This is a genomic window from Burkholderia sp. NRF60-BP8, from assembly GCF_001522585.2.
Classification (GTDB): domain Bacteria; phylum Pseudomonadota; class Gammaproteobacteria; order Burkholderiales; family Burkholderiaceae; genus Burkholderia.
Map to the genome: position 1 here is coordinate 2,248,388 of NZ_CP013372.1, position 26,878 is coordinate 2,275,265.

The 26,878-nt window shown below is 67.4% G+C and carries 27 protein-coding genes; 10 read left to right on the top strand and 17 right to left on the bottom strand.

Translation table 11 applies throughout. The features are described 5' to 3' along the window. Nucleotides 1-388 precede the first annotated feature (388 nt). A complete protein-coding gene (locus WS54_RS10395; RefSeq protein ID WP_082720335.1) occupies nt 389-691 on the top strand; it encodes an H-NS histone family protein in 303 nt (100 codons plus the stop codon). A 293-nt stretch (nt 692-984) separates the two neighbouring features. On the opposite strand, the gene WS54_RS10400 is transcribed toward WS54_RS10395, so the two are convergent. The 6 genes from WS54_RS10400 to WS54_RS10425 form a co-directional block, all read right to left on the bottom strand. Continuing rightward, nucleotides 985-2,076, bottom strand: a complete 1,092-nt coding sequence (locus WS54_RS10400; RefSeq protein WP_059781198.1) for a hypothetical protein — start codon at nt 2,074-2,076, stop codon at nt 985-987. Between the two features lie 241 nt (nt 2,077-2,317). Next, a complete protein-coding gene (locus tag WS54_RS10405; protein ID WP_034204236.1) occupies nt 2,318-2,821 on the bottom strand; it encodes a hypothetical protein in 504 nt (167 codons plus the stop codon). Between the two features lie 121 nt (nt 2,822-2,942). Next, complete coding sequence (locus WS54_RS10410; RefSeq protein WP_059781197.1) at nt 2,943-3,767, bottom strand: OmpW/AlkL family protein; 825 nt, start codon at nt 3,765-3,767, stop codon at nt 2,943-2,945. 73 nt (nt 3,768-3,840) lie between these two features. After that, nucleotides 3,841-5,094, bottom strand: coding sequence for a DUF2957 domain-containing protein (locus WS54_RS10415; RefSeq protein WP_059781195.1), 1,254 nt, complete (start codon nt 5,092-5,094; stop codon nt 3,841-3,843). 71 nt (nt 5,095-5,165) lie between these two features. Further along, nucleotides 5,166-6,779 (bottom strand): DUF2957 domain-containing protein, encoded by a 1,614-nt coding sequence (locus WS54_RS10420; RefSeq protein WP_059781192.1) that lies wholly within the window; start codon nt 6,777-6,779, stop codon nt 5,166-5,168. A gap of 628 nt (nt 6,780-7,407) precedes the next feature. Further along, entirely contained in the window at nt 7,408-7,704 is a 297-nt protein-coding gene (locus WS54_RS10425) for a cupin domain-containing protein (protein ID WP_059781189.1), read from the bottom strand. Between the two features lie 421 nt (nt 7,705-8,125). On the opposite strand from WS54_RS10425, the gene WS54_RS10435 reads away from it, so the two are divergent. From WS54_RS10435 to WS54_RS10445, 3 genes are all read left to right on the top strand, one after another. Beyond that, nucleotides 8,126-9,070 carry an ABC transporter ATP-binding protein gene (locus tag WS54_RS10435; RefSeq protein ID WP_034204231.1) on the top strand — a complete coding sequence of 315 codons (945 nt, stop codon included), beginning with the start codon at nt 8,126-8,128 and terminating at the stop codon, nt 9,068-9,070. 5 nt (nt 9,071-9,075) lie between these two features. Further along, nucleotides 9,076-9,846 carry an ABC transporter permease gene (locus WS54_RS10440; RefSeq protein WP_034204230.1) on the top strand — a complete coding sequence of 257 codons (771 nt, stop codon included), beginning with the start codon at nt 9,076-9,078 and terminating at the stop codon, nt 9,844-9,846. A gap of 161 nt (nt 9,847-10,007) precedes the next feature. Beyond that, the gene (locus WS54_RS10445) at nt 10,008-11,432 is read left to right on the top strand and encodes an MFS transporter (RefSeq protein ID WP_059781187.1); all 1,425 of its coding nucleotides are present in this window, start codon (nt 10,008-10,010) and stop codon (nt 11,430-11,432) included. 162 nt (nt 11,433-11,594) lie between these two features. On the opposite strand, the gene WS54_RS10450 is transcribed toward WS54_RS10445, so the two are convergent. Further along, a complete protein-coding gene (locus WS54_RS10450) occupies nt 11,595-11,825 on the bottom strand; it encodes a hypothetical protein (RefSeq protein ID WP_034204228.1) in 231 nt (76 codons plus the stop codon). A 228-nt stretch (nt 11,826-12,053) separates the two neighbouring features. On the opposite strand from WS54_RS10450, the gene WS54_RS10455 reads away from it, so the two are divergent. The 4 genes from WS54_RS10455 to WS54_RS10470 all read left to right on the top strand — a co-directional run bounded on the left by WS54_RS10455 (nt 12,054) and on the right by WS54_RS10470 (nt 15,038). After that, on the top strand, nt 12,054-12,443 hold the full coding sequence (locus tag WS54_RS10455) for a YciI family protein (protein ID WP_059781184.1): 390 nt from the start codon (nt 12,054-12,056) through the stop codon (nt 12,441-12,443). A 76-nt stretch (nt 12,444-12,519) separates the two neighbouring features. Next, complete coding sequence (locus WS54_RS10460; protein ID WP_059781182.1) at nt 12,520-13,326, top strand: DinB family protein; 807 nt, start codon at nt 12,520-12,522, stop codon at nt 13,324-13,326. Next, nucleotides 13,323-14,063, top strand: coding sequence for an alpha/beta fold hydrolase (locus WS54_RS10465; protein WP_059781180.1), 741 nt, complete (start codon nt 13,323-13,325; stop codon nt 14,061-14,063). Before WS54_RS10460 ends, WS54_RS10465 begins: the two co-directional genes overlap by 4 nt. Before the next feature lie 108 nt (nt 14,064-14,171). Continuing rightward, entirely contained in the window at nt 14,172-15,038 is an 867-nt protein-coding gene (locus WS54_RS10470; protein WP_179950178.1) for an alpha/beta hydrolase, read from the top strand. 153 nt (nt 15,039-15,191) lie between these two features. On the opposite strand, the gene WS54_RS10475 is transcribed toward WS54_RS10470, so the two are convergent. Both WS54_RS10475 and WS54_RS10480 read right to left on the bottom strand, forming a co-directional pair. After that, complete coding sequence (locus WS54_RS10475; protein WP_034204224.1) at nt 15,192-15,422, bottom strand: hypothetical protein; 231 nt, start codon at nt 15,420-15,422, stop codon at nt 15,192-15,194. Nucleotides 15,423-15,629: 207 nt separating this feature from the next. Beyond that, a complete protein-coding gene (locus WS54_RS10480) occupies nt 15,630-16,529 on the bottom strand; it encodes a hypothetical protein (RefSeq protein ID WP_034204223.1) in 900 nt (299 codons plus the stop codon). 78 nt (nt 16,530-16,607) lie between these two features. Here WS54_RS10480 and WS54_RS10485 point away from each other — a divergent pair, with 78 nt between their 5' ends. Continuing rightward, on the top strand, nt 16,608-16,946 hold the full coding sequence (locus WS54_RS10485; protein ID WP_034204222.1) for a helix-turn-helix domain-containing protein: 339 nt from the start codon (nt 16,608-16,610) through the stop codon (nt 16,944-16,946). An 18-nt stretch (nt 16,947-16,964) separates the two neighbouring features. Here WS54_RS10485 and WS54_RS10490 read toward each other — a convergent pair whose 3' ends face one another. The 7 genes from WS54_RS10490 to WS54_RS10525 form a co-directional block, all read right to left on the bottom strand. Beyond that, nucleotides 16,965-17,171: an energy transducer TonB gene (locus WS54_RS10490; RefSeq protein ID WP_257792057.1), complete on the bottom strand. Its 207-nt coding sequence runs from the start codon at nt 17,169-17,171 to the stop codon at nt 16,965-16,967. Between the two features lie 111 nt (nt 17,172-17,282). Further along, nucleotides 17,283-18,422, bottom strand: coding sequence for a pyrroloquinoline quinone biosynthesis protein PqqE (gene pqqE, locus WS54_RS10495; protein WP_059781178.1), 1,140 nt, complete (start codon nt 18,420-18,422; stop codon nt 17,283-17,285). A gap of 1 nt (nt 18,423) precedes the next feature. Then, nucleotides 18,424-18,705 (bottom strand): pyrroloquinoline quinone biosynthesis peptide chaperone PqqD, encoded by a 282-nt coding sequence (gene pqqD, locus WS54_RS10500; protein WP_006480620.1) that lies wholly within the window; start codon nt 18,703-18,705, stop codon nt 18,424-18,426. Next, nucleotides 18,702-19,421 carry a pyrroloquinoline-quinone synthase PqqC gene (gene pqqC / locus WS54_RS10505; RefSeq protein WP_034204220.1) on the bottom strand — a complete coding sequence of 240 codons (720 nt, stop codon included), beginning with the start codon at nt 19,419-19,421 and terminating at the stop codon, nt 18,702-18,704. The genes pqqD and pqqC overlap by 4 nt, the downstream gene beginning before the upstream one ends. Nucleotides 19,422-19,423: 2 nt before the next feature. After that, nucleotides 19,424-20,347: a pyrroloquinoline quinone biosynthesis protein PqqB gene (gene pqqB / locus WS54_RS10510; protein ID WP_034204219.1), complete on the bottom strand. Its 924-nt coding sequence runs from the start codon at nt 20,345-20,347 to the stop codon at nt 19,424-19,426. A 61-nt stretch (nt 20,348-20,408) separates the two neighbouring features. Continuing rightward, complete coding sequence (gene pqqA, locus WS54_RS10515) at nt 20,409-20,483, bottom strand: pyrroloquinoline quinone precursor peptide PqqA (RefSeq protein ID WP_006485436.1); 75 nt, start codon at nt 20,481-20,483, stop codon at nt 20,409-20,411. Between the two features lie 315 nt (nt 20,484-20,798). After that, nucleotides 20,799-22,829, bottom strand: coding sequence for a sigma-54-dependent Fis family transcriptional regulator (locus WS54_RS10525; protein ID WP_059781177.1), 2,031 nt, complete (start codon nt 22,827-22,829; stop codon nt 20,799-20,801). A 310-nt stretch (nt 22,830-23,139) separates the two neighbouring features. Between WS54_RS10525 and WS54_RS10530 the strand changes: the two genes are divergently transcribed. Beyond that, nucleotides 23,140-24,165: an alpha/beta fold hydrolase gene (locus tag WS54_RS10530; RefSeq protein WP_059781175.1), complete on the top strand. Its 1,026-nt coding sequence runs from the start codon at nt 23,140-23,142 to the stop codon at nt 24,163-24,165. A gap of 54 nt (nt 24,166-24,219) precedes the next feature. Here WS54_RS10530 and WS54_RS10535 read toward each other — a convergent pair whose 3' ends face one another. After that, nucleotides 24,220-26,550 carry a TonB-dependent receptor gene (locus tag WS54_RS10535; RefSeq protein ID WP_059781213.1) on the bottom strand — a complete coding sequence of 777 codons (2,331 nt, stop codon included), beginning with the start codon at nt 26,548-26,550 and terminating at the stop codon, nt 24,220-24,222. Nucleotides 26,551-26,878 lie beyond the last annotated feature (328 nt).

Below are 26,878 nucleotides of genomic sequence, written 5' to 3' on the forward strand. Positions count from 1 at the left end.
CTCGATACATCGCCTCCAGGTGTGGTCATCGCCCAACTCGTCTATGCACCAATATCGTGAAAATCCACGACACTCAGGATTGGAAAATAAATCAATTAAACAAAACGACAACTGCAAATCATGTAAAGATATTTATTTAAAGAACCAGCCACAAACAATCCGTCGATATAATTTCACACATCCCACTGGAAGTTCGCCAGTTCATAAAAAATCAACACAAAATTACATATTTGAACTTATAGAATCACACTTTCGACAAGCGTTGAAGTATCGAAACCTGCCAGTACGGAGAATCGAGGAATAGTCGAATTCGGCTCGACGACTTCCGATCCGGTCATGACGTTCCTCCATACCCAATTTCAATATCAATTCGCCACACGAGACCAAGATGAACGAGCCTTCAGATTGCCCGGCGAGAAAATCCGCGCCAAAGGAAAAGGTCAATGAGAATAAATTTTCCTGTCGAAAGAAAGTGTTGGCGGAGATCCTGAAGGCGGTCGTGGAATTTCAATTCACCCTGGACGAACTGTTCCCGGACATCCGGAAGCGCAAGGCTCGTCCACGCTACTTCGATCCGGTCAGCGGAGCAACGTGGAGCGGGCGTGGAAGAGAACCTCACTGGATTCGCGGCAAGGATCGCAGGAAGTTCGAACTCGATAGCGGCACGCCGACAAACGAGCCGGAACGCTGAGACGCCGTCGATCGAACTTGCGTTCGTCACCGTGTCGGCGCGAGCGCGCCCTTCACCGAATCGCGGCCAAACACTCGCGACCGTCGCCTTGTCGACCGGCGGGAGCGTCGGCAGGAACCGCACTTCGTCGCCCAAGCCGGCGCCGGGGCCCGACAGGTGACGTATCCGCCGCTGGCTGACTGCAACCAGTTGTCGAATCTGCAAGCGCCGGCTTCGAGATCCGCGAAGTGAAGGCGGTCGAGCGGCACGATCGCCGCATCGACCGAAGGTATGGCGTGCGATGCCATATTCATTCAGTCTCCGGAAAACCGTACCCGCGTAGCGGCCCGCACACGTTTCGCGCGCACGATCGGATTCGATCGCGACGTCAGGCTCATCGCGCCGCGTAGCCGATCGAACGCGACATCCTCCTTCATCCCGAAGCGGTTGACCGCCGGCCACGCGAGCGCTTCGTCGAGCCAGGCTTGCCACGCGTCTCCATGAAAACGCCGCGCGAACTCGCGCACCAAGCCCGGCGCCGCGATCACGATGCCCGCGAGCAGGTAATACGCCCAGAAGCTGCCCGCGCCGACGAGCCGGTCGAGCCGGCACACGGACACCGCCGCGAGCAGCCCGTCCACCGACGCGAGATCGGCGCGTCGTTCACGAATCGCCCGTGCCACCAGATTGTGCTGACCGCCGTACGCGGCGAAGGAAATCTCCTTGCCGGCCGCCAACTCCGCGCAGAACATCGCGAGCGCGGCCATCTCGTCGATGCGCGCTGCATCGTCGCGCGGCCCGCAGACGCGCAGCACGATCGCGTCGATGACGGCCCCCGGCCGGGCCGACGGCTCCACGCAGGCCGCCGCGGCGGTGGCGCGTCGTTCTCTCAGGTTCTTCGCCAGCGGCGGCACTTCACCGTTCGCGAGCCGCTCCCGCGTTTCGTGCGTGTCGACCTCGTCGCTGTCGGGCGCGACGCCGTCGGCAATCCGCTCGAGCGCGGCCCAGCCGTCGTTCGGATCGTCGAAGGCCCACGCATCGATGAAGCCATGCGCCGCATCGAATGCCGCGCGCGATCCCGGGCAGTATCGTTCCGCACGCGCGAGCTGCCGTGCGTCGGGAACGTGCATGCACACATCGGTCGCATCGCATGCGCAACCGCCACCGTCCGTCGCAATCCACGGCGCGAGTTCGTGCAGGACACCGATCGCTTCATGCGACAGATTCGCGCCGGCGCGCACGCGTGCCGCGTGCGTCGGCGTAGCGGCCGGCGCGCAGATGTCGCCCGTCGCCACGCAAGTCGCTTCGTTCAGGTAGTCGATCAGGTACTGCAGCCACGCGGCCGTGCGCAGCCGGTCGGGCGTCGCGCCGCGGGCATCGCCATACTTCGCTGGGTCGGTGAGCATGGGTGGTCCGGAATGGTTCTGGCAAATCGAAATGATTGTTCTATGTCCATCGACGCAGGTGGCACGGTGCGTCTCGCCCGCCCCTGCATGGCCGCCCGCATCGGATCGCGAAGCAGGCGGCCAGCCGGTCGTCACGCCGATACGCGCGACGACGCGAATGCATCGCGAAACCGGATCGCCCGCCGTGCATCGTTGCACGGTCTTCGTCCATGGCGGACGCCCGGCTCCGCTCGCGCGACGCTTACTGCACGTGGAACTTCGGCGACGTCAGGACGGTACCGCCCACCGTACAGTCCGGCGTCAGCGCGGCGTTGTTGAACGTCAGCGACGAGTTCGCATCGCTCCACGCCGTCACGACCTTGCTCGGCCCGCAGGTGCCGAGCAAGGTGACGTTCACCTTCACGTTGTTGATCGACAGTTGCGTCGTGCTGTCGGCTTGCCCCGTCCACGGCGACGTGCTGCTCGCGCTGCCGCTGATCAGGCCGCACGTCGCGCCGCCCGAGAACGTCGTCGACGTGATGTTGACGATACCGGTCGACGTGATCGTGCCGTTGAAGGTCGCGTTGCAGTTTGCGTTGATCGATCCCTTGGCAAGGGTCGTCAGCCCCGTCGCCGAGAACGGCTCGCCGTTCGGATTCATCGGCTGGCCATCGGCACGCGAAACGGTGACGGCGAAAGCAGGCGCGGCCGAGACCGCGGTGAAAGCCACTGCAGCAACAAGCGATACGATTGTGCGAATGCTCATTTGAACTGCCCCCTCTCTTCACGAATGGCGGCACGCCGCCAGGAACGCGACCTTCCGGCCGGAACGAGCCGGCCGGCCGGTCGCAGGAAGCCGCCGGCACGCGTCATGCGCGCCGGTCGGCTCAGAACTTGTAGGAAATCCCGACGAACGTGATCAGCGGGTCGGCCTTCAACTTCGTGCGCGTGGTCGCGAGCGTCGACCCGTCGGCCGCCTTGATCACGAGCGACGAGTAGGTCTTCAGCGGCATGTACGTCAGCGTCGCCGTGAGCCCCCAGTGCTTGTCGATCGCATAGCTCGCGCCGATGTTGTAGACCGGCGTGAACGACGACGACGCCTTGCCCTCCACCGACGTCGCCCCCGGCTTGCCGGCGCCGGCGGCGAGCACGCTGCCGAGGTTCTCGTTGATGTCCTTCGCGAAGTTGCCGTTCAGTTCGATGTTGCTGAACCAGCTGTAGGCCACGCCGATCCCGACGAACGGGCGGAACTTCGCCGTCGACGAATTGAAGTAGTACTGCAGAATGATCGTCGGGCTCCACTGCCGCGCGTTCTTCACGGCCGGCTGGTTCGCCGACTTGTCCATGTCGACGTTGCCGAGCGCGCCGGCCGGACCCGGCGGCCTGATCACGCCGTGCCCGGTGAGCGTGAACTCGGGCGGCACGCCGAGCACCGACGTCACCGCGATGTGGTCGGTGAAGAAGTGCGTGAGCGTGAGGCCGACCGTATCGGCGTTGTTGACCGTCAGGCTCGTGCCCGGCGACGTGAACGAACCGGGCAGGCGCAACGGTCCGTTGATCGGCATGTTCGCGAGATTCGTCGTCAGCCCGTTGGTCGAATCCTGCGGCATGATGTGCAGCCAACCCAGCGTCGCGACGTTGTCGCCTGCCTGCTGGGCCAATGCGAGCGTCGATACGCCTGCGACGACACCCGCGACAATCAGCTTCTTCATGAAGTCTCCCCCTCATTCCGTCCGGGCGCCGCGCATTCGCGCGCGGCGCCGCCGTGTCTCCATCCGCACGCGGTCACTGCACGAACGCGCCGACCGTGAAGTGCGGGTTGCTCGTATCGGCCATGTCGAGGAACCCGAACACGCCGCCGGTGAACACGAACTTGCCGGTCGCCGGCCCCGACGCCGCATCCGCATGCACGGTCGTCACGACGCCCGGCACCTTCTGCGTGTAGTCGAGGTTCAGCGCGCGCGTGAGCGCGGCCTGCGACGCGTTGAACGGATCGAGCAGCGTGGCCTGTGCGCCGACGAGCGCGGTCGCGCGGTAGTTGAACGCGCTGTCGACGCCCGTGTACTCGCCGTCCTGCGAGCCCTGCGCGATCGCCGTCTGCGGGCTCAGGAACGAAATGCCCGATTCGTCGTCCGCGCTCGGCGGGCCTTGCGTGAGGTCCGCATTCGCGGCGCCGGTACGGATGAAGATCGGCACGAGCTGGTTGCGCAGCTTGCCGACGATCAGGATCCCCTTGCCGGCCTTCGCCGGATCCAGCGCGGCAAGCGTCGGCGGAATCTGCGGCTGGTAGTTGAGCGACTGGAATGCCGGCGCATCGGGACGCAGCGTGAACGGCTGGTTCACGGTCGCGCTCGACGCAAGCGGCTGCCCGCCGTTCTTCTTGCCGAAGTTGTCGGTTTCCGTATAGCTGCCGTCCGCGTCGATCGTCACCTTCTGGTCGAGCGCCACCGGCTGGAAGTTCTGCGACGGCACCTGGTGATAGCCGAGCTGGTTGTACGTGCCGGCGATCTTCGTCAGGTCGGTTTCGAGCGACGAGAAGCTGATGAACGGGTAGTACGGGAACGTCGTCTTCGGGATCTTGCCGACGCCGATCACGCCGTCGAACTGGATCGTCGCGCCGGGGATCGCGCCGCCCAGCACGCCTTCGCCGAGGAACAGCCGTGCGGGTCGGCTCGGGTCGAGGCTTGCGTTCTGCATCCGGAACGTGCACTGGTTCAGCTTCACCGTCGGCAGCCCCGTTTCGTCGGCCAGCGTGCCGTCGACCACGTTGGCGGGCGCCGTGTCGCGGGTCGGCTGCACGGTGCCCGTCGCGGTCGGCACCGGCGACGCGAGGTAGGTCATCCGGTACGTCATCTTCGTCGTGTCGAGCTGCACCTTCACGAGCTCGCCCGACCCGGAGCCGCCGATGAACACCGTGTTGTAGTCGATCGTCTGCGGGCACAGCCGCACCGCCGGCGCGGGCGGCGGGTCGCCGTCGCCGCCGCATGCGGCCAGCACGGGCGCGAGCGACGCCGCGGCCATCCAATGTTTCACATTCATAGGAATCCTCTTGAAATTCGATTCGCCGGCGGCGACGCATGCGCCGCCGGTGTTACGTGTTCAATGCAGGGTTACTGGACGAACGCGCCGACCGTGAAGAACGGGTTGACCTTGTTGTTGTCGACGACCATCGCGTAGACGTTGCCGGCCGTCACGAGCCAGCCCGTGTCGCCCTTGCTGAAGATCGCGACGTCGCCGGTCGTACCCTTCGCGTTGAAGCCCTGCGTGGCCGTGACCTTGATCTTGCCGGGCGTGGCCTGCGTATAGTCGAGCGAGAACTGCGAGGTGACCGACGACGTCTGCGGATCGATGAACGCCGCGGTATTGCCCTGGAACAGCGTGGACGTATAGTTCGCGGCGATCGTCGACACGGCGGTGCCGTCGTTGCAGGTGCCGGCTTCGGGCAGGAAGAAACCGCCGCTGAAGGTACCCGGCAAGTCCGGATGCGGAATAGTGATGTCGAAGCTCGGGCCGCCTGTCGCAATGGCACCGGTCGGGCCATCGGAGGTCACGATACCGCACGCCGACGCGCTGGTTGCGCCGATGTACCCGCCTTTCAGCGAATTCGCCGCGATCGCCTTGGTCGACGAGAGCATCGAGATACCGACTTCGGCATCGGCAACCGACGCAAGGACGTTGCTCTCGTCGACGTGCGTGTAACCGACACGAATCACCACCGGCACCAGCACGCCATTCAGCTTGCCGACGATCATGATCCCCTTCGCCTGGCTGGGAGCCAGGATCACGATGGCCGACCCCTGTCCGGCAAACGGATAGACGACCGAGCCGAGCGCGCTGGCCTTCGCATTGCTCACGAAGACGTTGTCGGCCGATCCGTCCGCGTTCTTGCGCAATGTCCACGGCGTTCCGGTGGTCTGACACGAGTAGTCGCTGCTCGGCGTGATCGTGCACGATCCGTCTGCGTTGAGCGTCTGGTTCCAGTTGATGACGTCGGGCTGCCAGCCGACGGGCCCGAGAAAATTCTGATAGTTGGAGCCGACCGGCGACAGGTGAATGCCGACCTCGTTGTAGTTGCCGGCGACCTTCGTGAAGTCGGTTTCCGTTTCGACGAAGCCGATGAACGGATAAAAATCGAACGTGCGCGACGGCACGACCCCGAGCACCAGACCCGGAATCGGCTCGAGGCCCTTGAACGCAATCGTCGCGCCCGGAATGCCGCCGCCCACCACGCCGTTGCCGACGAACAGCATCGGCGGATCCGAGCGATTGATCGTCACCGAATACGCGCCGTCGCTCGTCGCGCCGCTGTCGAGCACGAACGCACAGCGATTCTGTTCGGCCGTCGGAAGATTGGTCGGATGATGAAACGCGCCGCTGATCGTCAGGCCCGCGCGCGTAGTGTTGACCTGCCCTGCCGAGGTCGGCACCGACGATTCGATGAACTGCATCTGATAGGTGAGCTTCGTCGTATCGAATTTCACCTTCACGTACTCGCCGCTGCCGGCGCCGCCCGTATACGTCGTCGTGTAATCGAGCGCGTCGGGGCACAGCTTCGTCACGACGGGCGGCGTCGTTTCCGCGCCGCTCGGCCCGCATGCGCTGCCCGAGCACTGCGGCACGGTGATCGGCCCCGGATCGTCGCCGCCGCCGCAACCGGCGACGAACGGCAGCGCCAGCACCGCGCACGCCAGGATCGCCTTCCGCCATTCAGGAATGCAAATCATCTACCCCTCCTTTTCAGGTACGACAAGTCTCGTCCGGCCGGGCTGCATGGCCCGCCGGTTGGTATCGCGCCGCCGCCCGAAAGGCGCGGCGCATGACGATGCACGCAAGGCGGCCGCGATGCCGGTCGGGCACATGCAGCAGACGAGCGCGCTCCCGCGGCGCCGTCATGCGGCACGGCGCCGTCGGAACGATCGAAACGGAAAGTGGCTTGCCGCTACGGCTTGCCGCTATGGCTCGCCGCTACACGGCGACGTGACGATGCAGCCGCGCGACCTGCGTCGCGCCTGCATTCAGCGAAATATCGGAAAACGGCAGTCCCGCTGGCCCTGCGGATAGGCGTCTCATGGCGTGGTCTCCATACGTACGCTTGATTCGTTATCGTGATGCGTCGTTTGTCGAGACTATGATCGGACGCTTCCCACAAGTAAATGGATGCAGAGTTCCAAACGAATGAAACCGCGCGATCCTAGCGCTTGCACGGTATTTGACAGTTTTTCAAACGGCCTTCATTTTATTTGCTCAGACAAATACCGGGCCGTGGAACACGCGTTTGAACGGCAACCGCCGATCCGCGCCGAGCCAGGCCGGCCGGCCTTCGGCGGCCCGCACGCATGCTGCGCCGCAACCTCAGACGTCGATGATCGCGAGTGTGCCGTGGCTGCCGGGCAGCACCGCGTGGCGCGTGCCGGCGCGCGCGAGATACATCTGCCCGGCCCCGACCGCGACCGTTTCCGCGTCGACTTCCAGCATCAGCGTGCCGTCGAGCACCAGCAGCCCCTCGTCGTAGTCATGCACTTCCGCTTCGTAAGGCTGCGCATCCATGCGCAGCACCTTGATCCGGGCCGGCCCGACTTCGCCGACGATCGTGGATTTCCATGCAGTCGCCTGTGCATCCGCCACGGATTTGAAATCGATCAAGGACATTCGCCGCTCCGTATCACCGTGAAAGGAACGCATTATCGCGAGCGCCACGCGTGCCGTCCCGGTACGGCACGCGGGCCGGCAGGCAGCACAGTCGGCCGGGCCGCCGAGCGGGCGCGCGGTCGCGGCCGGTTCGCGGAAAACTCTCCGCATTGTTCGCTTCGCTCGAATAAAGCACCGAATCATGAGTCGATATCGCCGCCATTCACGCAAATCCGGCACCGGCACGACCCGGCCTTTCCACCGAAATGCATTTCGATCTGCCGATTGCTAATATGGCGGTCCCGCGATCCCGCACCACAATACCGTTCGACATGACGCCCGTTCGCCATGCCGTCCCCGGTCCCGGCCGCTTCGCAGCGGCGGCGGCGCCGGGCACGCGCGGCGCCCGCCGTCGCGCCGGGCGGCCGTGCCATCCGTGAGCATGCAACCGATCCTTTCCGTCTCAGACCTCTCCAAGACTTACGCGTCCGGCTTCCAGGCGCTGAAGCACGTGACCCTCGACATCCGCCCCGGCGAGATCTTCGCGCTGCTCGGGCCGAACGGCGCCGGCAAGACGACGCTGATCGGCTCGATCTGCGGTATCGTCACGCCGACCGAAGGCCGCGTGACGGTCGGCGGCCACGACATCCGCGATCAATACCGCGCGGCCCGCGAAATGATCGGCCTCGTGCCGCAGGAGCTGACCACCGACGCGTTCGAAACCGTCTGGGCCACCGTGTCGTTCAGCCGCGGCCTGTTCGGCAAGGCGCCCGATCCCGCCTACATCGAGAAGACGCTGAAGGCGCTGTCGCTGTGGGACAAGCGCGACAACAAGCTGATGACGCTGTCGGGCGGCATGAAGCGCCGCGTGATGATCGCGAAGGCGCTGTCGCACGAACCGCGCATCCTGTTCCTCGACGAACCGACGGCCGGCGTCGACGTCGAGCTGCGCCGCGACATGTGGAAGCTCGTCGATTCGCTACGCGAAAGCGGCGTGACGATCCTGCTGACCACGCACTACATCGAGGAGGCCGAAGAGATGGCCGATCGGATCGGCATCATCCTCGGCGGCGAACTCGTGCTCGTCGAGGAAAAGCGCGAACTGATGCGCAAGCTCGGCAAGAAACAGCTCACCGTGCAGCTCGAGCAGCCGCTCGCGGACGTGCCGCCCGCGCTCGCGCCGTTCGGGCTCGAACGCGCGGAGGACGGCGCCGCGCTCGTCTACACGTACGATTCGCAGCGCGACGACGCGAGCATCGCGAAGCTGATCAACGCGCTCGGCTCGGCCGGCATCGGCTTTCGCGACCTGCACACGACGCAGAGTTCGCTCGAGGATATTTTCGTCAGCCTGATCGACAATCGCCGCAACGGCGCACAAGGGGCCTAACGCACATGGCGAACTGGAATTTTCACGGCATCCGCGCGATCTATCGCGCAGAAATGGCCCGCACGCGCCGTACGCTGATGCAGAGCATCATCGCGCCGGTGATCTCGACGTCGCTGTATTTCGTCGTGTTCGGCTCGGCGATCGGCTCGCGCATCAGCGACGTGAACGGCATCGGCTACGGGTCGTTCATCGTGCCGGGCCTCGTGATGCTGTCGCTGCTGTCGCAGAGCATCTCGAACGCGTCGTTCGGCATCTACTTCCCGCGCTTCACCGGGACGATCTACGAGATCCTGTCCGCACCCGTGTCGTACTGGGAAATCGTGATCGCGTACGTCGGCGCGGCCGCGTCGAAGTCGATCCTGCTCGGCGTGATCATCCTCGCCACGGCCGGCCTGTTCGTGCCGCTGCACATCCTGCATCCGTTCTGGATGGTGCTGTTCCTGGTGCTGACGGCCGTCACGTTCAGCCTGTTCGGCTTCGTGATCGGCATCTGGGCCGACAGCTTCGAGAAACTGCAGCTCGTGCCGCTGCTGATCATCACGCCGCTCACGTTCCTCGGCGGCAGCTTCTATTCGGTCGACATGCTGCCGCCCGCGTGGCGCGTGATCACGCTGTTCAATCCGATCGTCTACCTGATCAGCGGCTTCCGCTGGTCGTTCTACGGGATCGCCGACGTGCACGTGTGGATCAGTCTCGCCGCGACCGCGCTGTTCCTCGTGATCCTGCTCGCGATCGTCGCGTGGATGTTCCGCACCGGCTACAAACTGAAGAATTGACGACGGCGGGCGTCACGCGCGCCGCCCGCCGATGACGCATTTGGGCAAGCAGGCGGCGCTTTTCCTCTGATGCGGCAGTTTGTGGTCGCGTCTACTGAATACGAAGCATCGGGGCCCTGGAGCATGCGCTGCGCGGCCCCTTTTTCATTTCAGAGGACGCCATGCCCGCCGCCACCGCTCCCGCCTCCGCCGCCGCCCGGCTCGAACGCCTGCCGTTCTCCGGCTATCACAAGCGCATCTTCTTCATCATCGCGATCGCGTTCTTCTTCGATTCGGTCGACCTCGGCACGATGACGTTCGTGCTCGGCTCGATCCGCAAGGAGTTCGGGCTGTCGACCGCGGCCGCCGGCCTCGTCGCGAGCGCGAGCTTCTTCGGGATGGTGCTCGGCGCGGCCGTCGCCGGCCTGCTCGCCGACCGCTTCGGCCGCCGGCCCGTTTTCCAGTGGAGCATGGTGCTGTGGGGCGCCGCGTCGTACCTGTGCTCGACCGCACAGAGCGTCGACGCGCTGATCGTCTATCGCGTGCTGCTCGGCATCGGGATGGGCATGGAGTTTCCGGTCGCGCAGACGCTGCTGTCCGAATTCGTGCCGACCGAGAAGCGCGGCCGCCTGATCGCGCTGATGGACGGCTTCTGGCCGCTCGGCTTCATCACGGCCGGCATCGTCGCGTATTTCGTGCTGCCGCAATTCGGCTGGCGCACCGTGTTCGCGCTGCTCGCGATTCCGGCCGTGTTCGTGCTCGTCGTGCGCCGTATCGTGCCGGAATCGCCGCGCTGGCTCGAACATGCGGGCCGGCACGCGCAAGCCGACACGGTGATGCAGTCGATCGAGGCAAAGGTGATGCGCTCGGCCGGCGTCGCGACGCTGCCGCCGCCGTCGCGGCTCGCGGAGCCGGCCGTCGCCCGTGGCCGCGGCGCATGGCGCGAGATCTGGAGCGGCGTGTACCGCCGCCGCACGGTGATGGTATGGCTGCTGTGGTTCTTCGCGCTGCTCGGCTTCTACGGCCTCACGTCGTGGCTCGGCGCACTGCTGCAGCAGGCCGGCTTCGAAGTCACGAAATCGGTGTTCTACACGGTGCTGATCTCGCTCGGCGGCGTGCCGGGCTTCCTGTGCGCCGCGTGGCTCGTCGAACGCTGGGGCCGCAAGCCCACCTGCATCGCCTCGCTGATCGGCGGCGGCGCGATGGCGTACGCGTACGGCCAGAGCGCGCTGTACGGCGGCAGCACGACGCTGCTGATCGTCACGGGCCTCGCGATGCAGTTCTTCCTGTTCGGGATGTGGGCGGCGCTGTACACGTACACGCCCGAACTGTACGGCACCGGCGCACGCGCGACGGGTTCGGGCTTCGCGTCGGCGATCGGCCGGATCGGCTCGCTGATCGGGCCTTACGTGGTCGGCGTCGTGTTGCCGGTGTTCGGTCAGGGCGGCGTGTTCACGCTCGGTGCGCTGTCGTTCGTCGCGGCGGCCATCGCCGTATGGACGCTCGGGATCGAGACGAAGGGGCTCGCGCTGGAGCAACTGGCGGCAGGCGACGAGACGGGCGGCGGCGGCCGGTATCCGGCGGCGGCGGCGGACGAGGCGTCCTGATCGCGGCGGTCGTTTTTTGCGCCGTTTCGGGCGGGCGAGCGTTCGGTGCCGCCCGGCGGGCTGCATGAATCGCGCGTGCTCGCCGGCGCGATCGCCCATTGCGAAGCCGCCGCCGCGTAACGCGCGGCGGCGGTCATCCGACAGCGGTGCGGCCGCGGCCGGTCAGGCGTCGGCGACGATGAATTCTTCGGCCGCCTTGCGCTGGATCGCGGCCATCACGGCCAGTTCACGCTTGCTGCGCGCGTCGCCGGACACGACGCCCGTCGCATGCTTCGCCTTCGCGCCCAGCGGGAAAAAGACGAACGACGCGCCGGCCGGGGCCGCCGGCTCCGCACGCAGGCGTTTGTTCAGGATTTTCAGGTACTTCTTCTTCGAGACTTCCTTGGCAGCCATGGCACCCTCCACGTACACGTGATGCGGGCCAGCATACCAGTTTTGCCGATGCGCTCCGTGACAGCGGCCGCGCGGCGCTCCCCACCGCTTCGATCGCGCGTGAACAATTTTTCGCTCGCGATGTCGATTCGCGTCGCCGTCGCGCGTCGTATCGTCGTAACCGATCGTTTTGCCGTCGCACCGCCGGCAAGCGCCCTATTCACTATTCACGTTCGAGGAGATACGACAATGCGCGTCATGGTCATCGTCAAAGCCACCGCCGATTCCGAATCCGGCCGAATGCCCGACCCCGACATGCTGGGCGCGATGGGCCAGTTCAACGAGGAACTGATGAAAGCCGGCATCCTGCTCGCGGCCGACGGGTTGCGCCCGAGCAGCCACGGCAAGCGCGTGCACTTTTCCGGCAAGAGCCGCACGGTGATCGACGGCCCGTTCGCCGAAACGAAGGAACTCGTCGCCGGCTACTGGGTGTGGCGGGTGAAATCGATGGAGGAAGCCGTCGAATGGGTGAAGCGCTGCCCGAACCCGATGCCCGGCGACTCCGAAATCGAGATCCGCCCGCTGTTCGAGGCCGAGGATTTCAGCCCCGCATTCACCCCCGGGCTGCAGAAGCCATAAGCGCCCGAACGTGACGGTTGACGGAGCCCGGTCGAGTAACGTATCGTTTTGACACGTTACTCGACCGGGCTCCGTCATGCATTCCCGTTTCGACCGTTTCCGCTCGACCGCGCTCGGCGCCCAGCTCGAAGCGTTGATCGATCGGCCCGAGCGCTATCTCGAGTTCGCGGCGCTGTCGCGTGTCGGCGTCGCCGCGATCGGCGCGATCCAGGACGAGATCGCGCGCACCTTCCCCGAAGTCGAAGCCGACACGACGGCCCGCCAGTTCTGCGGCGCGATGGTCGCCGACGTCATGCGCCGGCACGGCCATGAAGTCGTGCAGGCGCGCGGGCGGCTCGGCGGCGCGCCGTTCAGTTATGGCGCGGTATTCAGCGCGTACCCGCACCGGCTGCCGTTCGCCGACGTCGTCGCCGCGCTGGCACGCATGCCCGCCCGGCTCGTCGCCTATGCGGCGCATGTGCCGGCGGCGCTGGCCACACGCCGCCCGGCCGGCACCGGCTTCTCGCTCGTCGAACATGCATGCCACCTGCGCGATCTCGATGCGGTGTTCGCCGCGCGCATCGACGCCGTGCGCACGGCCGAGCTGCCCGCGATCGAATCCGTCGACGGCACCGCGCTCGCCGCGCAACGCGACTATCTCGCGCAGCCGCTCGAGCTCGCGGTGGCGGCGTTCGGCCGCGGCCGCGCCGCGCTGTGCGCCACCGCGGCCGCGCTGGAACCGTCGCAACTCGCCCGCTGCGGGCTGCGCGACGGCATCCGCCGCATGTCGCTCGACGAACTCGTGCGCGAGCTGCTCGACCACGACCGCACGCACGCGCTCGAACTCGACGAACTGCTCGCCGAACTCGAATTGCCGCCGCTTCCTTCGATGCACGCCGCATGATCCCGTCCACGCCCGTCGTCTTCATTCACGGTTTCATCGGCACGTTCGACGTGCGCGGATGGAACGGCCCGCATCTCTGCCCCGACCTGCTCGGCTACGGCGCGCATCGCGCCACGCCGCCCGACGCGATCTCGCTTGCCGCGCAGGTCGAGCACGTGCGGCAAACCGTCGATGCGTCCTTCGGCATGCAGCCGGTCGATGTCGTCGGCCATTCGGTCGGCGGCGCGATCGCGATGCTGTTCGCGCGGGCGCACCCCGAACGCGTGCGGCGCGTCGTCAACGTCGAAGGCAATTTCACGCTCGACGATGCGTTCTGGTCGGCATCGGTCGGCCGCATGACGCCCGGCGAAGCCGATGCGATGCTCGACGGGCTGCGCGCAGCGCCGCTCGACTGGCTGCGCGGCGCGATCGACGCACCGTCGCCGCGCCAGCTCGACGATGCACGCCGCTGGCTCGCGCATCAGCCGGCATCGACGCTGCGGGCGATGGGCCGCTCGGTGATCGAGACGACCGGCGCCGCGGGCTACCTGCCTGCGCTCGCGCAGGTGTTCGAGCGTCACCCCGTCTGGCTGATCGCCGGCGAACGCTCGCGCGCCGGCTGGCACGTGCCCGCACACGCGCTCGCACGCTGCGCCGGCTTCGACACGATCGCCGACAGCGGGCACCTGATCGCGGCCGAGCAGCCCGATGCGTTGCGCGCCGCCCTCGCGCGCATCGTATGCAAGCCGTCCGCCTGACAACCCGTAGGATTCGCCGAAATATGGTTGAAAGGCGCGGTTGCTAGAGTCGCCGGAACAGGGTTTTCCCGGCCTCCGGCCGGACTGGGTCGACACATGCAAGGATCGATGCGCCTGGCACGTACCTTCTGGCTGCTTCTGCTGCTCGCCGTCACGAGCCCTGCTTTCGCCTTCCATGCGCGGGTCGTCGCGATCCCGAGCGCCGCGATGAGCGAGACGCTGAAGGCCACCATCGTGCTGCCCGACGATTACGCGCGCGACAACCACGGCGAACGTTACCCCGTCGTCTATCTGCTGCACGGCTCGGGCGGCGACCATACCGACTGGACGTCGAACACGCACATCGCCGCGCTGGCCGACCGCTATCGCGTGATCCTCGTGATGCCCGACGGCGGACACGAAAGCTGGTACATCGACAGCCCGTTCGATTCGGGCAGCCGCTACGAGACCTTCGTCGGCGACGAAGTCGTGTCCTATGTCGACCTGCATTTCCGCACGATCGCGGCCCAGCACGCGCGCGCGATCACCGGGCTCAGCATGGGCGGCTTCGGCGCACTGCGCATCGCGCTCGACCGGCCCGACACGTTCGGCGCGGTCGGCAGCATCAGCGGCGCGGTCGATCCGCGCTGCTGCACGGACGAGCCGGGGATCGCCCACGTGTTCGGCGATCCCGATCGCCATCCGTCGTTCTGGAATCGCAACGTGATCGTCGAAAGCGCGCGGGCGTTCGTGCGCGCACATCTCGACCTGACGATCGATTGCGGCCGCGACGATGCATTCGTCGGCTCGAACCGCACGCTGCATGAACGGCTCGTCGCGCTCGGCGTACCGCACGATTATGCGGAGCGGCCGGGCGGCCATACGTGGGATTACTGGGCGAATGCGATCCGCTACCAGATGCGGTTCTTCGCGACGTCGTTCCAGCATCGAGGCTACGCGTCCCGTGCCGCGCCGGGCACGACGCGCGCGGGCTGACGCACGGCTCCCGTTACGGCGGCGATCCGCGCCGACGCCTGCCCGACGCCGGAAATCGAAACGGGATGACGAACCGGCATGCCGGGCATGCGTGCCCGGCAAGAAGATGAATGCGCGTCGCTCGACGCGCGACAAAGCGCAACGCCGGAACCGTCAGTTGTCCTGCGCGGCGCTCGCGCCGACGATGCGATCGAAGAATTCCTGTGCACGCGCCAGCTCGTCGAGCGCGCGATCGAGACGCGACATCGCGCGTGCGTATTCGGCCGACGAGCCGTCGTCGTCGCTTTCGCCGCGCACCGCGCGAAACGCCTGATCCACGTTGCGCGTCGCTTCGACGAAGCGTTGTGCGGCTCGCGCTTCCCGCGAACAGATGTGGGTCGACATCGACACTCCTCCCTCAGGATTGCAGTGTGAAGCACGCCGACGCTCAGTGTGCGTGGTACGCATGTCGGCGGCGTGAACCACGCCCCGTCGCGTGGCGACGTACCGGCCGCGGCACCGCGCGCTTCGTGCCGATTGTCGCTCCGCGTTCGCCGATCCGCTACGGCGAGATTGCAACAAATTCTTGCGCGAACGATTTCGCGCGTGGCGTCACGCGCGCCCGATGCGCGGATGGGCGAGCCCGGCGAATGCGGCTGCCTCGCCCGGCGACAGGTCGAACAGATCGCCGGTGAGATCGCGCGGATGCTCGGCCGCCGGCCGGTTGCGCATGCGCGCGACATGCGTGGGCGCTACATACGCGGCCGCCGTTTCGATCGGCGGCACATCGAACAGATCGCGCGTGACGCCGCGCACGGCGTCCGTCGGCGAACGGCCGCGCAAGCGCGCGACCAGCTCGACGAAGCGATCGAAATCGCCTGCGCGCGTGGCCTTGTTCACTTCCGCGAGATCGCGCGCCTTCAGCACGCATGGCTGCGCGAGCCGCACGAAATACGGCGCTTCGAGCTCCACCGACAGCGCGAGCGGATAGCTCTTGCCCGTCTGCTCCTTCGCACGTCCGATGCAGTCGACCACGGCCGCGCCCTGCGCGGCGCCCAGCGGCCTGCCGGTGCTCACGCTGCGCAGGTGGTCGGGAAACACGCGCAACTGCGTGCCGACCGTCAGCGCGGTGGACGATGCGCACACGAGCGCGTAGTGCTGCTCGCGGCGCCGGCCCGACGGCAACGTCGAACGGCTGGCGATGAACGTGTGCGGCGGCAAAGGCCGCACCTGCCCGCTTGCGTCGATCCACGCATTCCACAGCAACGCGTCCTTGCGCTCGCCCGCGCGCGGGCGCGACGCGACCGGCGAAAACAGCGCGAGCAGCGAGCCCGTGCGATGCGCGGCGACTTGCGCGCTGCTGCCGAGCGGCTGGTTGATGCCCCACAGAAAGCGCCCGCCCCCGAGCCGGCGCTCCCATTCCTTGCGGAGCACGACGGTCGGCAGTTCCTCGCCGGACTCGGTACCGATCTTGGTCCAGCAGAACGTGGGTGGGAGGTGTTTCAGTGTCATCAACTTTCTCGGGATACAGCCTCGCTGTCGACAGCAAGCCCATTCAACAGCCGTAACTGTATAGGTATAATGCATCGCATGGAAGCCCCGGACCAAGATTTTCCCGTTCAAGACCTGTTGCGCCGCTTGATGGCGGATACACGCTCGTCCAGCGAAATCGCGCGACTTTCCGGGGTCAGCCAGCCAACCGTATCGCGCCTTCGGCTGTCGAACGGGCGCCGGCTGCGCCGCAGCGCGCCATTCAACAAGCTATGCAGTTTCTATGGTGTCGATACGGAGCCGTCGCGCCGCCGGTACAACGAGCTGCTGCGCGACGCGATCGTCGACGCGTGGGACGGCTCGGACGAGCACGGCCGGGCGCTGCTGGTCGTGATTCAAGGGTTGAAGGATTTGCAGGCGAAGGCCGACGACGGGTGATGTCGCCGACGTGGCCGGTCATTCGTCGAGATTGAACGTGATCGGTGCGCGCGGCCGCATCGGCGACGGCGCACCGTTTTCCGCGTGCGTCGCGCAGCGGTTCGCCAGCACCGCGTCGCGCGCCGCGGCATCGAGGTGCGGACAGCCGCTGCCGGTCGCGATACGCACGGCGACCATCCGGCCTGCCGCATCGGGCCCCCGTCCGGCGTTCAGCCGTCCTCGCACGCGCAAATCGCGCGTCGCCAAGGGTATGAAGAGGACTGCGTATCAATCGTCCCGATATCCATCGCGTCGCGCTGTGTCGCTCGCCCTGTCACTGTCCGTGGCCGTACCCCGTCAGCCGTCGCACGCCGCGCCGCATTGCGCGAGCGAATTCTCCCTGCTGCGAAATACCAGCGGCTGTTCGTCGCGCGGCGCGCGACGCCGCGCGAACTGCACGGCCTGTTCGATCCGGTCGTGATGCGCGGACTTCGCGCACACCGGATCGGCCTCTTTCGGGTCGCCGGTCAGCAGGTAAGCCTGGCACCGGCAACCGCCATGATCCGCATGACGCTCGTCGCACGTACGGCACGGCTCGCTCATCCAGTCTTCGCCGCGAAACGCGTTGAACGCATCGCTGTCGTACCAGATCTCCCGCAGCGACCGGTCGCGCACGTTCGGCAGCGCGAGCCCCGGCAGCGACCGCGCGGCATGACACGGCAGCGCGGTGCCGTCCGGCGCGACGCCGAGGAACACCGAGCCCCAGCCGTTCATGCAGGCCTTCGGGCGGCGCTCGAAATAGTCGGGCACGACGAACAGGATCTTGCAGCGCTCGCCGATCAGCTTGCGATAGCGGTTGACCGTTTCCTCGGCCTCGCGCACCTGCTCGACGGTCGGCATCAGTTGGTCGCGATTGAGCATCGCCCAGCCGTAATACTGCGTGTTTGCCAGTTCCAGGTAATCGGCGCCAAGATCGAGCGCCATCTCGATGATCTGCCCCACGTGCGGCAGGTTGTAGCGATGCAGCACGCAGTTGAGCACCATCGGGTAGCCGTGCGCCTTGATCAGCCGCGCCACGTCGCGCTTCAGCCCGAACGTGCGCGTGCTGGTCAGGAAGTCGTTCAGCTCGCGCGTCGAATCCTGCAGCGACAACTGGATGTGGTCGAGCCCGGCGGCCTTGAGCCGTTCGATGCGCGCGACGTTCAGCCCGATGCCCGACGTGATCAGGTTCGTATAGAAGCCAAGGCCGCGCGCATGCGCGACGAGCGTCTCGAGGTCGCCGCGCTGCAGCGGCTCGCCGCCCGAGAAGCCGATTTGCGCGGCGCCGAGCGCGCGCGCATCGCCGATGACCGTGCGCCACGTGTCGGTGTCGAGTTCCGCGCCGTGCGTCGCGAAATCGACCGGGTTGTAGCAGAACGCGCAGTGCAGCGGGCAGCGATACGTGAGTTCCGCGAGCAGCCACAGCGGCGCGGACGGACGGGGCGTGTCGGGCGTCATGTCAGTCCAACCAGCCGCGCAGTCGCGCATGATCGAGGAAACGGTAGACGTCGGTCGCGAGATCCGATTGCATGAACAGGCGCTCGAGCTCGCCGATGATGTCGTCCAGTTCGCGCGTACCGTCGCAGCGCGCGAGAATCTCGCCCGCGCTCGGATTGAGCTTGACCATCCCCTCCGGATAGAGGAGCACGTACGCATCCTGGGCCGCCTCCCATTGCAGGCGGTACATGCCCCTGAGGCAGGGGCGCAGCGGCACGCCGCTGGCGGCTTCGATCGCGTTCATTGGGGGTAGGCCTTTTCGACGGCGTCGAGCATCGACCACAGGATGTCGAGCTTGAATTGCAGAATGCCGAGCGCGCGCTGCTGGGCGTCCGGTGTCGTGAAATGCTGCAACGTGACCGCGAGCCCATGCTCGACGTCGCGCTGCGCGAGCGGCACGCGGCTGCGGAAGTAATGCAGCCCGGCCGGCTCGATCCACGGGTAATGCGACGGCCAGCCCGCGAGCCGGTCGAGATGGATCTGCGGTGCGAACATCTCGGTCAGCGACGAGCACACGGCTTCCTGCCACGGCGCGCGGCGCGCGAAATTCACGTACGCATCCACCGCGAAACGCACGCCGGGCAGCACGTGTTCGAGCGACCACAGTTCGGCACGCGTGAGGCCGCACGCCTCGCCGAGCCGCACCCACGCCTCGATGCCGCCTTCGTCGTCGCCCTGCCCGTCGTGGTCGATCAGCCGCTGGATCCAGCGGCGCCGCGTATCGCGATCGGTGCAGTTCGACAGGATCGCCGCATCCTTGAGCGGGATGCAGATCTGGTAGTAGAAGCGGTTCGCGACCCAGCCGCGGATCTGCGCGGGCGAACAGGCGCCGCTGTTGAGCCGCCGGTTGAACGGATGATGGATGTGATAGCGCGATTCGAGCGCGCGCAGGCGCGCCTCGAATTCGGTCGCGGTCCAGGGCGTCGCGTGCAACGCCGTAGCGGGGATCGGTGCGTTCATCGTCAGACCTGGAATTGCATGCCGTCGTGCGCGACGTCGATGCCGTGCGCGCGCAGGTGCGCGTGTTCGACGGAATGCGGATCGAGAATCGGGTTCGTGTTGTTGATGTGCGTGAGCACCTTGCGCGTTCGCGCGGGCAGCAGGTCGAGCCAGTCGATCATGCCGGGCCGCCCGGCTTCCGCGCACTGCGCGAGATGCCCCATGTCGGCCGCGTGCTTGCCCGACAGGCCGAGGTCGATCATCTCGGTCCCGGTCCAGAACGTGCCGTCCACCAGCACGAGATCGGCGCCGTCCATTGCCGCGCGCACGTCGTCGGTGACCGACGCGAGCCCCGGCGCATAGAACGCACGCCGCCCGCTCGCGACGTCTTCGATCGACAGCGCGATGTTGTCGCCGGGCGCGGCCGCCGCACGCCGCGGCGAATACGGCGGCGGCTTGCTGTCGACGGCGATCGCGGTGAAACGGATCCCGCCCGCCGCCGGCACCGCGAACGGCTCGCCGGGCACGATCGTATGCGCGGCGACGCCGCAGTAATGACCGAGCAGCGGCACGAGCGGCAAGCCGGTCGACAGGTCGTCCAGCACCGGCGCGCTCGCGTAGAGCGGCAGCGGCGTCGAGCGCTCGCGCAGCATCAGCAGGCCCGTCACGTGATCGATCTGCGCGTCGCACAGCACGACAGCGGCGATGCCGCTGTCGCGGATCGCGCGCGCCGGTTGCAGGTCCGGATCCGCGCGCAACTGGGAAAGAATGTCGGGCGACGCGTTGACGAGAACCCAGTCGACGCCGTCTTCGCTGACCGCGATCGACGACTGCGTGCGCGGCAGCACGTGACCGCTTCCGCCGCGCGCACGGCGGCAGTTCGCGCAATTGCAGTTCCATTGCGGCAGGCCGCCGCCGGCTCCCGAGCCGAGTATCTTGATCTTCATGGGCGTCAGTTCCCGAGGCCGCCCGCGCCGACCACGGCGAAACGGGCGGCACGCACGGCGATCAGCGGTTGGCGATGTACATCGTGATTTCGAAGCCGAAGCGCAGGTCGGTGTAAGACGGTGTCGTCCATTGCATGGTGTGTCTCCTGTCGAGTTGATGAGTCGATGTGTTGCCGGATGAGTCGAACGACCGCGGCAATCGAGCGGCCGGTTCCTCTTCAGCAAGGAGCGTGCCGAAGCCACGCTGCGGCGGCGCGGCGACGGTAGACGGCCGTCGCCCGGGCATCGGGACGCGATCCTTACGAATAGCCGACACGATTCGCGCGAATGCGGTCCGCCACCCCGGCGGCGCGATGTCCGCGAGTGGTCAGGAGTGTTGAATCGTTGAACACCGGTGTTGCAACTTGACACACCGGCTGTGACAGGTCGCGCACCGCGCGACGGCCGCGCGTCAGTCGTCGCCGGCCGGATGGCGCCCCGCGTCGGCGGCCGGCATCTTCCGGTAGATCGTGTTGCGCGACACGCCGAGCGCGCGCGCCGCGGCGGATACGTTGCCGCCATGACGCGCGAGCGCGGCGGCGATCGCGGACGCGGCGACATCCTGGAGGCGCGCGTCGGCGCGCAGCGACGCGTCCGCGAGGCAGGCCCCGGCGCCCGCCGCGGCGAGCGCCTCGGGCGCGGGCTGCGCGGCCTGCGCGTCGGTGCGCCGCAGGTCGTCGAAGAAATCGTCCGGCAGGTGCTCGCGCCGGATTTCGCCGTCGTCGTCGACCATCGCCGCCGCGGTGCGCAACAGGTTGCCGAGCTGGCGGAAATTGCCCGGCCACGTGCAGCGCACGAACAGCGCCATCACGTCCGGCGCGACGGACAACGGCGGCCGGCCCGGGCCTGCGAACGCCTCGCGTTGCAGCATCTTCTGCACGACGACCGCGAGATCGGTGCGGTCCCGCAGCGGCGGCAGGCGCACCACGAGGCCGTTCAGCCGGTAGTACAGATCCTCGCGAAAGCGGTTCTGCGCGATCATCTCGCGCAGATCGCGGTGGGTCGCGCAGATGATCGAGATATCCACGGCGATCGTCTTCGTCGACCCGAGCGGGTTCACGAGGCGCTCCTGCAGCACGCGCAGCAGCCGCACCTGCAGCGGATACGGCATGTCGCCGATCTCGTCGAGGAACAGCGTGCCGCCGTTCGCCTGCAGCAGCTTGCCGAGCGCCCCCTTGCGGCGCGCGCCGGTGAACGCGCCCTCCTCGTAGCCGAACAGCTCGGACTCGATCAGCGTTTCCGGAATCGATGCGCAGTTGACCGCGACGAACGGCGCGTCGCGCCGCGGCGAGTCGTTGTGGATCGCCTGCGCGAGCAGTTCCTTGCCGGTGCCGGTCTCGCCGGTGATCAGGATCGGGATGTCCTTGCCGATCACCTTGCGCACCTTCGCGATCACGCATGCGACCTGCGCATCGCCGGTGTCGAGGTAGTGAAGCCGCGACAAACCGGCCGACGTGCCCGCCGCCGGCGCGGGCACCGCGTTCGAGCGTGCGGCCGGCGCCCCCGCGTCGTGGACGTCGGTCGGCCGGCTGCCTTCGGCGAGCGTCGCGCGGCGGAAGTGCACGCGCGCGCAGACCACCGCGCCGTTGCCGAGATTCAGCATCAGGTGCCGGTCGGTGCTCGCGCGCATGCGGTCGATCAGTTGCGCACTGGTGATGTCGAACAGCGACGACAGCGTGTGCGCGCGCAGCGCGGCGAGCGGCATGCCGAGCTGGAACTGCGCGCTGCGATTGGCCGACAGGAAGCGCCCATCCGCGGTGAACGCGACGATCCCCTCCATCAGCGTGCCGAGGAACTCGGGGCGGCCATGGAACGACACCTGCAGCGTTTCCTGGAAGGTCGTCGTAAACAGGTGATTCTCGATCATCTGCACCGACATCTTCGCGAGCGCCATCGTGTGCTGGTGATAGCTGCGGTGGTCGCCCGTCACGTCGAGCACGCCGATCGCGTCGCCGTACGGGTCGAGAATCGGCACGCTCGAACAGGTCAGGAAGCGGTTCGCGGCCAGGAAGTGCTGGTCGCCATGGACGACCATCGGGCACAGCTCGGCCAGCGCCGTGCCGATCGCGTTGGTGCCTTGCCGGTTCTCCGCCCAGTTCGCGCCCGGGCGCAGCGCGACCTTTTCCGCGCGGCGCAGGAAATCGTCGTCGCCGATCGAATGCAGGATCAGGCCTTCCGCATCGGTCAGCACGATCATGCTCTGCGTGTTGACGATCTGCTCGTGCAGCGTCTCCATCACCGGCATCGCATGCACGCACAGCACCCGGCTCTGCTCGCGCTTGAGCACCAGCGCGGCGTTCGACAGCACGTCGTAGTCCGGCCGTGCCGATACCTGCAGGCCGAACGTCTCCGAGCGCTCGTGGGCCTTCTGGATCGACGGTGCGGGCCAGCCAGCGGGATGCGCGGCCCGCGATCCGGCCGCCTGCTCTACGTCGTCGCGCATTGTCTCCTCCGGGGGATCCTTCCGGTCAACTGCCGGACTCTTTGCCGTCATTGCAAGCAAGCATCGGGCCACGCCGGCGCCCCGGATACGAATTGAAAGCCGGATGTAATAAATCGCACGGGCGCGGCGCGTGTCGCGTCGCGCGACGCGCCAAGCTTTCGTGATACCGCGATTTCCCGACGCGCGACTACCCGTGCGAATCCGGAGCTTCTTAGCTGGCGCGTTTCTGGCTTCATCGCGGGACCTATCCGGTCGCCGTGCGCGACCGAGTGACGGTTGCCGCCTCCGATTCCGCCGGAACCCTATCGACATGACGCATCGCCCGATTCCGTCCACGCCGTCGCCCGCGCCGCGGGCCTTGCCCGATACGCCGGTGTCGCCGATGTCGGCGCCCGCGCCCGTGCGCCTACGCCTGCACCGCGACGCGCATTCGATCGCATTCGCCGTGGCCGGCGCCGCGCACGGCCATCCGGTCGTCGTGCTGCACGGCGGGCCCGGCAGCGGCAGCCACGCCGGTATCCTGAGGCTGTTCGATCTCGCCTGCGTGCGCGTCGTGCTCGTCGACCAGCGCGGCGCGGGCGCATCCGCGCCACGCGGCGGCACGCGCCACAACAACACCGCGCAGTTGATCGCGGATCTGGAGGCGGTGCGCAAGCAGCTCGGCGTTGCACGCTGGGGCGTCGTCGGCGGATCGTGGGGCGCCGCGCTCGCACTCGCGTATGCGGGCACGCATCCGGAGCGGGTGACGGGCGTCGTGCTGCGCGGCCTGTTCCTGACGTCGCCCCGCGAAGTCCGCGGGCTCTTCACGACTTCCCGTTCGCGTGCGCCGCGCGAATGGCGACGCCTGCATGCAGCGGCCGGCGGCGGCCGGCCGGATCGCCTGCTGTCGCGCTGCGCGCAGCGGCTGCGCCACGGCGCGGGCGCGGGCGGGCAGCGCGCCGTGGCGCTCGCGTGGCGCGCGTACGAAAACGCCGTCCTCGCATCGGCACGCACGCGCCGCTCGCCCGTGCGCGCGATCCGCTCGGACCAGACCGTCGGCCGGCTGATCGACAAATACCGGATCCAGGCGCACTACCTGCAACACGATTGCTGGCTCGGCGAGCGCCGCGTGCTCGCACTCGCGCGACGGGCCGCACAAGCCGGCGTGCCGCTGTTCGCCGCGCACGGGATGCGCGATCCCGTTTGCCCGGTCGACAACGTCGTGCGGCTCGCGCGAGCCGCTCCCGACGCGGAGATCGAATGCGTGAATGCCGGGCATCTGGCAAGCGAGCCTGCGTTGGCGCGCAGCGTCGCACGCGCCGTGCATGCGATGTTCGCGACGGCGCCGTTCGCGTGACGACTCCGCGCCCATTCGCGTCGTGACGCGATCACGCACGCGGCCGCGCACCGCTCAATCCCATGCATAGCGCACGCCGACCCACGCGCCGCGCGGCGCGCCCGGCCCGACGAACTGCTCGTTCACCGGATGGGCGCCGTCGAACGTGTGGTTCGGCCCGTTGAAGAAATTCTGGCCGAGCGCGCCGAAGCTTGCGTAGCGCTTGTCGAACAGGTTCGTCACGCTCGCGAACACCTCGAACCGCTTCGTGGCCCGGTAACGCATGTCGAGATCGACCAGCACGTAGCCCGCGATCCGGCCGTTCGCGTCGGCGTTGTTCTCGTCGCCGCGCGCGTACACGTCGCTGCGCCACGTGACGTTCGCGCCGACGTCCCACGCGCGCGTCGCCGCGTAGTCGAGCCGCAGCTTCACCGTATGCGCCGGAATGCCGGGCACGCGGTCGCCCGGCTTGACCGTCACGTTGCCGTTCGCGTCGGCCGCCGAGTTCGCGGGGCTGTGTTCGGTCCACGACGACCGGTAGGTCGCGTCGACATGGCTGTACGACAGCCCGACACCGAGCGGACCGAACCGCGTGCGGCCGGTGAGCTCGACACCCTGCCGCCGCGTGTCGCCGACGTTGCGGAAATAGCCCTGCGCGCTGACCGGGCTGCTGATGAAGTGAATGTCGTCGGTCAGCGTCGTGCGGTAGGCGGCGGCGCTCCAGGTCGTCGCCGCGCCGATGCGGCCGCGCACGCCGGCTTCGAACGTCTTCGAGATCACGGGCTTGAGCGCCGGGTCGGCGATGAAATCGTTCGGCAGCGAACACGGTGCGGCCGGATCCGCGCATGCAAGCTCGATCGCGGTCGGCGAACGCATGCCTTCGTTGTAGGCCGCATACGCGGTGAAACCCGCGTCCGGGTTCCAGTCGACCCCGACGGCCGGGTTGAAGCGGGAGAACACTTGGTTGCCGTCGAGCAGCGGCTGCACGCCGCTCTCGTCGCCGATCCGTGCGTTCGACCAGTCGTAGCGGCCCGACAGCGTCAGCGTCCAGTGCGGCGTCAGCGACAACGCATCGCTCAGGTACGCGCCGACATTCGCGTTGCGCGTCTTCGCGCGGGTCTGCCGGACGAAATCGCCGATGCCGATCGCCGCGCGCGCGTCGGTGAAAGACGCGTCCTGCGACGACGCGACGTAGCTCGAGTTCGCGATATCGGCCGACACGCCCGCGACCAGTTGATTCTCCATCCCGCCGAGCTTGCCGAGCAGCGTGAGCTGCACGCTGCCGCCGTAGCTGTCGGTGACGATCGTCGATTGCGCGTTGCGGCCCTGCACCGTGTCGACCGTCCCGTCCTCGTCTACCGATCCGTAGTCCGTATTGTTGTTGCTGCTCGTATTGGCGTTGCGCAGGTGCCGGTAGTACGCATTGCCGCTCAACTCGACGTGCTCGCCGAAAAAGCGGTCGCCCGACAGCGTCAGGTAGCCGGCGCCGTTGCGGTTGCGGTCCGGATACGTATACGCCTGCTTCGGGTTGCCGAGGAACGAGCGCGGGATCGTCTGGGTGCCGGACAGCGTGTTGTCCGCGCCGCCTGCGGCGATCGACAGCGTCGTGTCCGCATCGGTGTAGCGCAGCTTGCCGAACGCCTGCCTCACGCGGCTCGCGTTGTGGTCGGCCCAGCCGCCTTCGTTCGCGACGTTCGCGCTCGCGTAGTAGTCGAGGTTCGGGCCGATCGTCCCGCCCTGCTCGATGCCCGCGGTCTTGCGGCCCCACGCGCCGCCCGACACCTCCGCTTCGCCGCCCGGGTTCGAGCGGCCGTTCTTCGTCGCGATCGCGAGCGCACCCCCGAGCGTATTGCGGCCGTACACCGGGTTGGAGCCCGGAATCAGCTGCACGCGGTCGATCGCCTGCATGGGCAGGATGTCCCAGTTCACGACATCGCCGAACGGCTCGTTCACGCGCACGCCGTCGACGAACACCGACAAGCCCTGCGGCGTGCCGAGCAGCGGCGACGCAGTGAAGCCGCGATAGTTGACGTCCGTCTGGTACGGGTTGCCCTGCGCGTCCGAGATCGTCACGCTCTGCAGGTTCGCGGCGAAGAAATCGGCGAGCGTCGCGCGGTGCTGCACGTCGATCTCGGCCGCCCGCACCGTCTGCACGTTCGCCGGCACCTTCGACAGCGGCATGCCGATCCCGAGCAGCGGCGTCGTGCCGACGACGACCACCGCGGGCAGCACGACGGTCGAGGCGGACAGCGCGACCGCGGCGCCATCCGCCTGCTGCTGCGCGCGCACGCTGCCGGGCGGCAGGCCGAACAGCGCCAGCGCGCCGACGGTCGTGCCGACGCATCGCACACGCCGGCCACGCCGCGTCACGCCGTCGCGCCCGGCTGCCTTTGGTCTTCTGATCATTTTCGTTGTCTCCGCACGTGCATTGCGCCGGCCCGTGCGATGCACCGCGCGGCGACGGGTGTCGCGAAGCCGGCGTGCGAGAACCGTGCCAGCGCCCCGAGCAAGAGCGGCGCGCACTGCCCCGCACATCGCGTCGGACCGGCATGCGCGCGACTGACGGCCCGCTGTTCCGCGAACTGCGTCACCTGTCATGTTTGGCAACACTTCGCGCACGACGGTGTACCTGAATGCAACACCTTCGCCGGGCCGATGGCGCGATGCGTCGCTCGACGCCCCACCTGCGATGCGCCGGTGTGCCGCGCCGCGCCGGCTTCCGGCCGCGATGGCA

Bases quoted from the DNA above. Each gene is read 5' to 3' on its own strand.
- WS54_RS10395 (WP_082720335.1), top strand. From the start codon at position 389: ATGAACGAGCCTTCAGATTGCCCGGCGAGAAAATCCGCGCCAAAGGAA.
- WS54_RS10400 (WP_059781198.1), bottom strand. From the start codon at position 2,076: ATGCTCACCGACCCAGCGAAGTATGGCGATGCCCGCGGCGCGACGCCC.
- WS54_RS10405 (WP_034204236.1), bottom strand. From the start codon at position 2,821: ATGAGCATTCGCACAATCGTATCGCTTGTTGCTGCAGTGGCTTTCACC.
- WS54_RS10410 (WP_059781197.1), bottom strand. From the start codon at position 3,767: ATGAAGAAGCTGATTGTCGCGGGTGTCGTCGCAGGCGTATCGACGCTC.
- WS54_RS10415 (WP_059781195.1), bottom strand. From the start codon at position 5,094: ATGAATGTGAAACATTGGATGGCCGCGGCGTCGCTCGCGCCCGTGCTG.
- WS54_RS10420 (WP_059781192.1), bottom strand. From the start codon at position 6,779: ATGATTTGCATTCCTGAATGGCGGAAGGCGATCCTGGCGTGCGCGGTG.
- WS54_RS10425 (WP_059781189.1), bottom strand. From the start codon at position 7,704: ATGTCCTTGATCGATTTCAAATCCGTGGCGGATGCACAGGCGACTGCA.
- WS54_RS10435 (WP_034204231.1), top strand. From the start codon at position 8,126: ATGCAACCGATCCTTTCCGTCTCAGACCTCTCCAAGACTTACGCGTCC.
- WS54_RS10440 (WP_034204230.1), top strand. From the start codon at position 9,076: ATGGCGAACTGGAATTTTCACGGCATCCGCGCGATCTATCGCGCAGAA.
- WS54_RS10445 (WP_059781187.1), top strand. From the start codon at position 10,008: ATGCCCGCCGCCACCGCTCCCGCCTCCGCCGCCGCCCGGCTCGAACGC.
- WS54_RS10450 (WP_034204228.1), bottom strand. From the start codon at position 11,825: ATGGCTGCCAAGGAAGTCTCGAAGAAGAAGTACCTGAAAATCCTGAAC.
- WS54_RS10455 (WP_059781184.1), top strand. From the start codon at position 12,054: ATGCGCGTCATGGTCATCGTCAAAGCCACCGCCGATTCCGAATCCGGC.
- WS54_RS10460 (WP_059781182.1), top strand. From the start codon at position 12,520: ATGCATTCCCGTTTCGACCGTTTCCGCTCGACCGCGCTCGGCGCCCAG.
- WS54_RS10465 (WP_059781180.1), top strand. From the start codon at position 13,323: ATGATCCCGTCCACGCCCGTCGTCTTCATTCACGGTTTCATCGGCACG.
- WS54_RS10470 (WP_179950178.1), top strand. From the start codon at position 14,172: ATGCGCCTGGCACGTACCTTCTGGCTGCTTCTGCTGCTCGCCGTCACG.
- WS54_RS10475 (WP_034204224.1), bottom strand. From the start codon at position 15,422: ATGTCGACCCACATCTGTTCGCGGGAAGCGCGAGCCGCACAACGCTTC.
- WS54_RS10480 (WP_034204223.1), bottom strand. From the start codon at position 16,529: ATGACACTGAAACACCTCCCACCCACGTTCTGCTGGACCAAGATCGGT.
- WS54_RS10485 (WP_034204222.1), top strand. From the start codon at position 16,608: ATGGAAGCCCCGGACCAAGATTTTCCCGTTCAAGACCTGTTGCGCCGC.
- pqqE (WP_059781178.1), bottom strand. From the start codon at position 18,422: ATGACGCCCGACACGCCCCGTCCGTCCGCGCCGCTGTGGCTGCTCGCG.
- pqqD (WP_006480620.1), bottom strand. From the start codon at position 18,705: ATGAACGCGATCGAAGCCGCCAGCGGCGTGCCGCTGCGCCCCTGCCTC.
- pqqC (WP_034204220.1), bottom strand. From the start codon at position 19,421: ATGAACGCACCGATCCCCGCTACGGCGTTGCACGCGACGCCCTGGACC.
- pqqB (WP_034204219.1), bottom strand. From the start codon at position 20,347: ATGAAGATCAAGATACTCGGCTCGGGAGCCGGCGGCGGCCTGCCGCAA.
- WS54_RS10525 (WP_059781177.1), bottom strand. From the start codon at position 22,829: ATGCGCGACGACGTAGAGCAGGCGGCCGGATCGCGGGCCGCGCATCCC.
- WS54_RS10530 (WP_059781175.1), top strand. From the start codon at position 23,140: ATGACGCATCGCCCGATTCCGTCCACGCCGTCGCCCGCGCCGCGGGCC.
- WS54_RS10535 (WP_059781213.1), bottom strand. From the start codon at position 26,550: ATGATCAGAAGACCAAAGGCAGCCGGGCGCGACGGCGTGACGCGGCGT.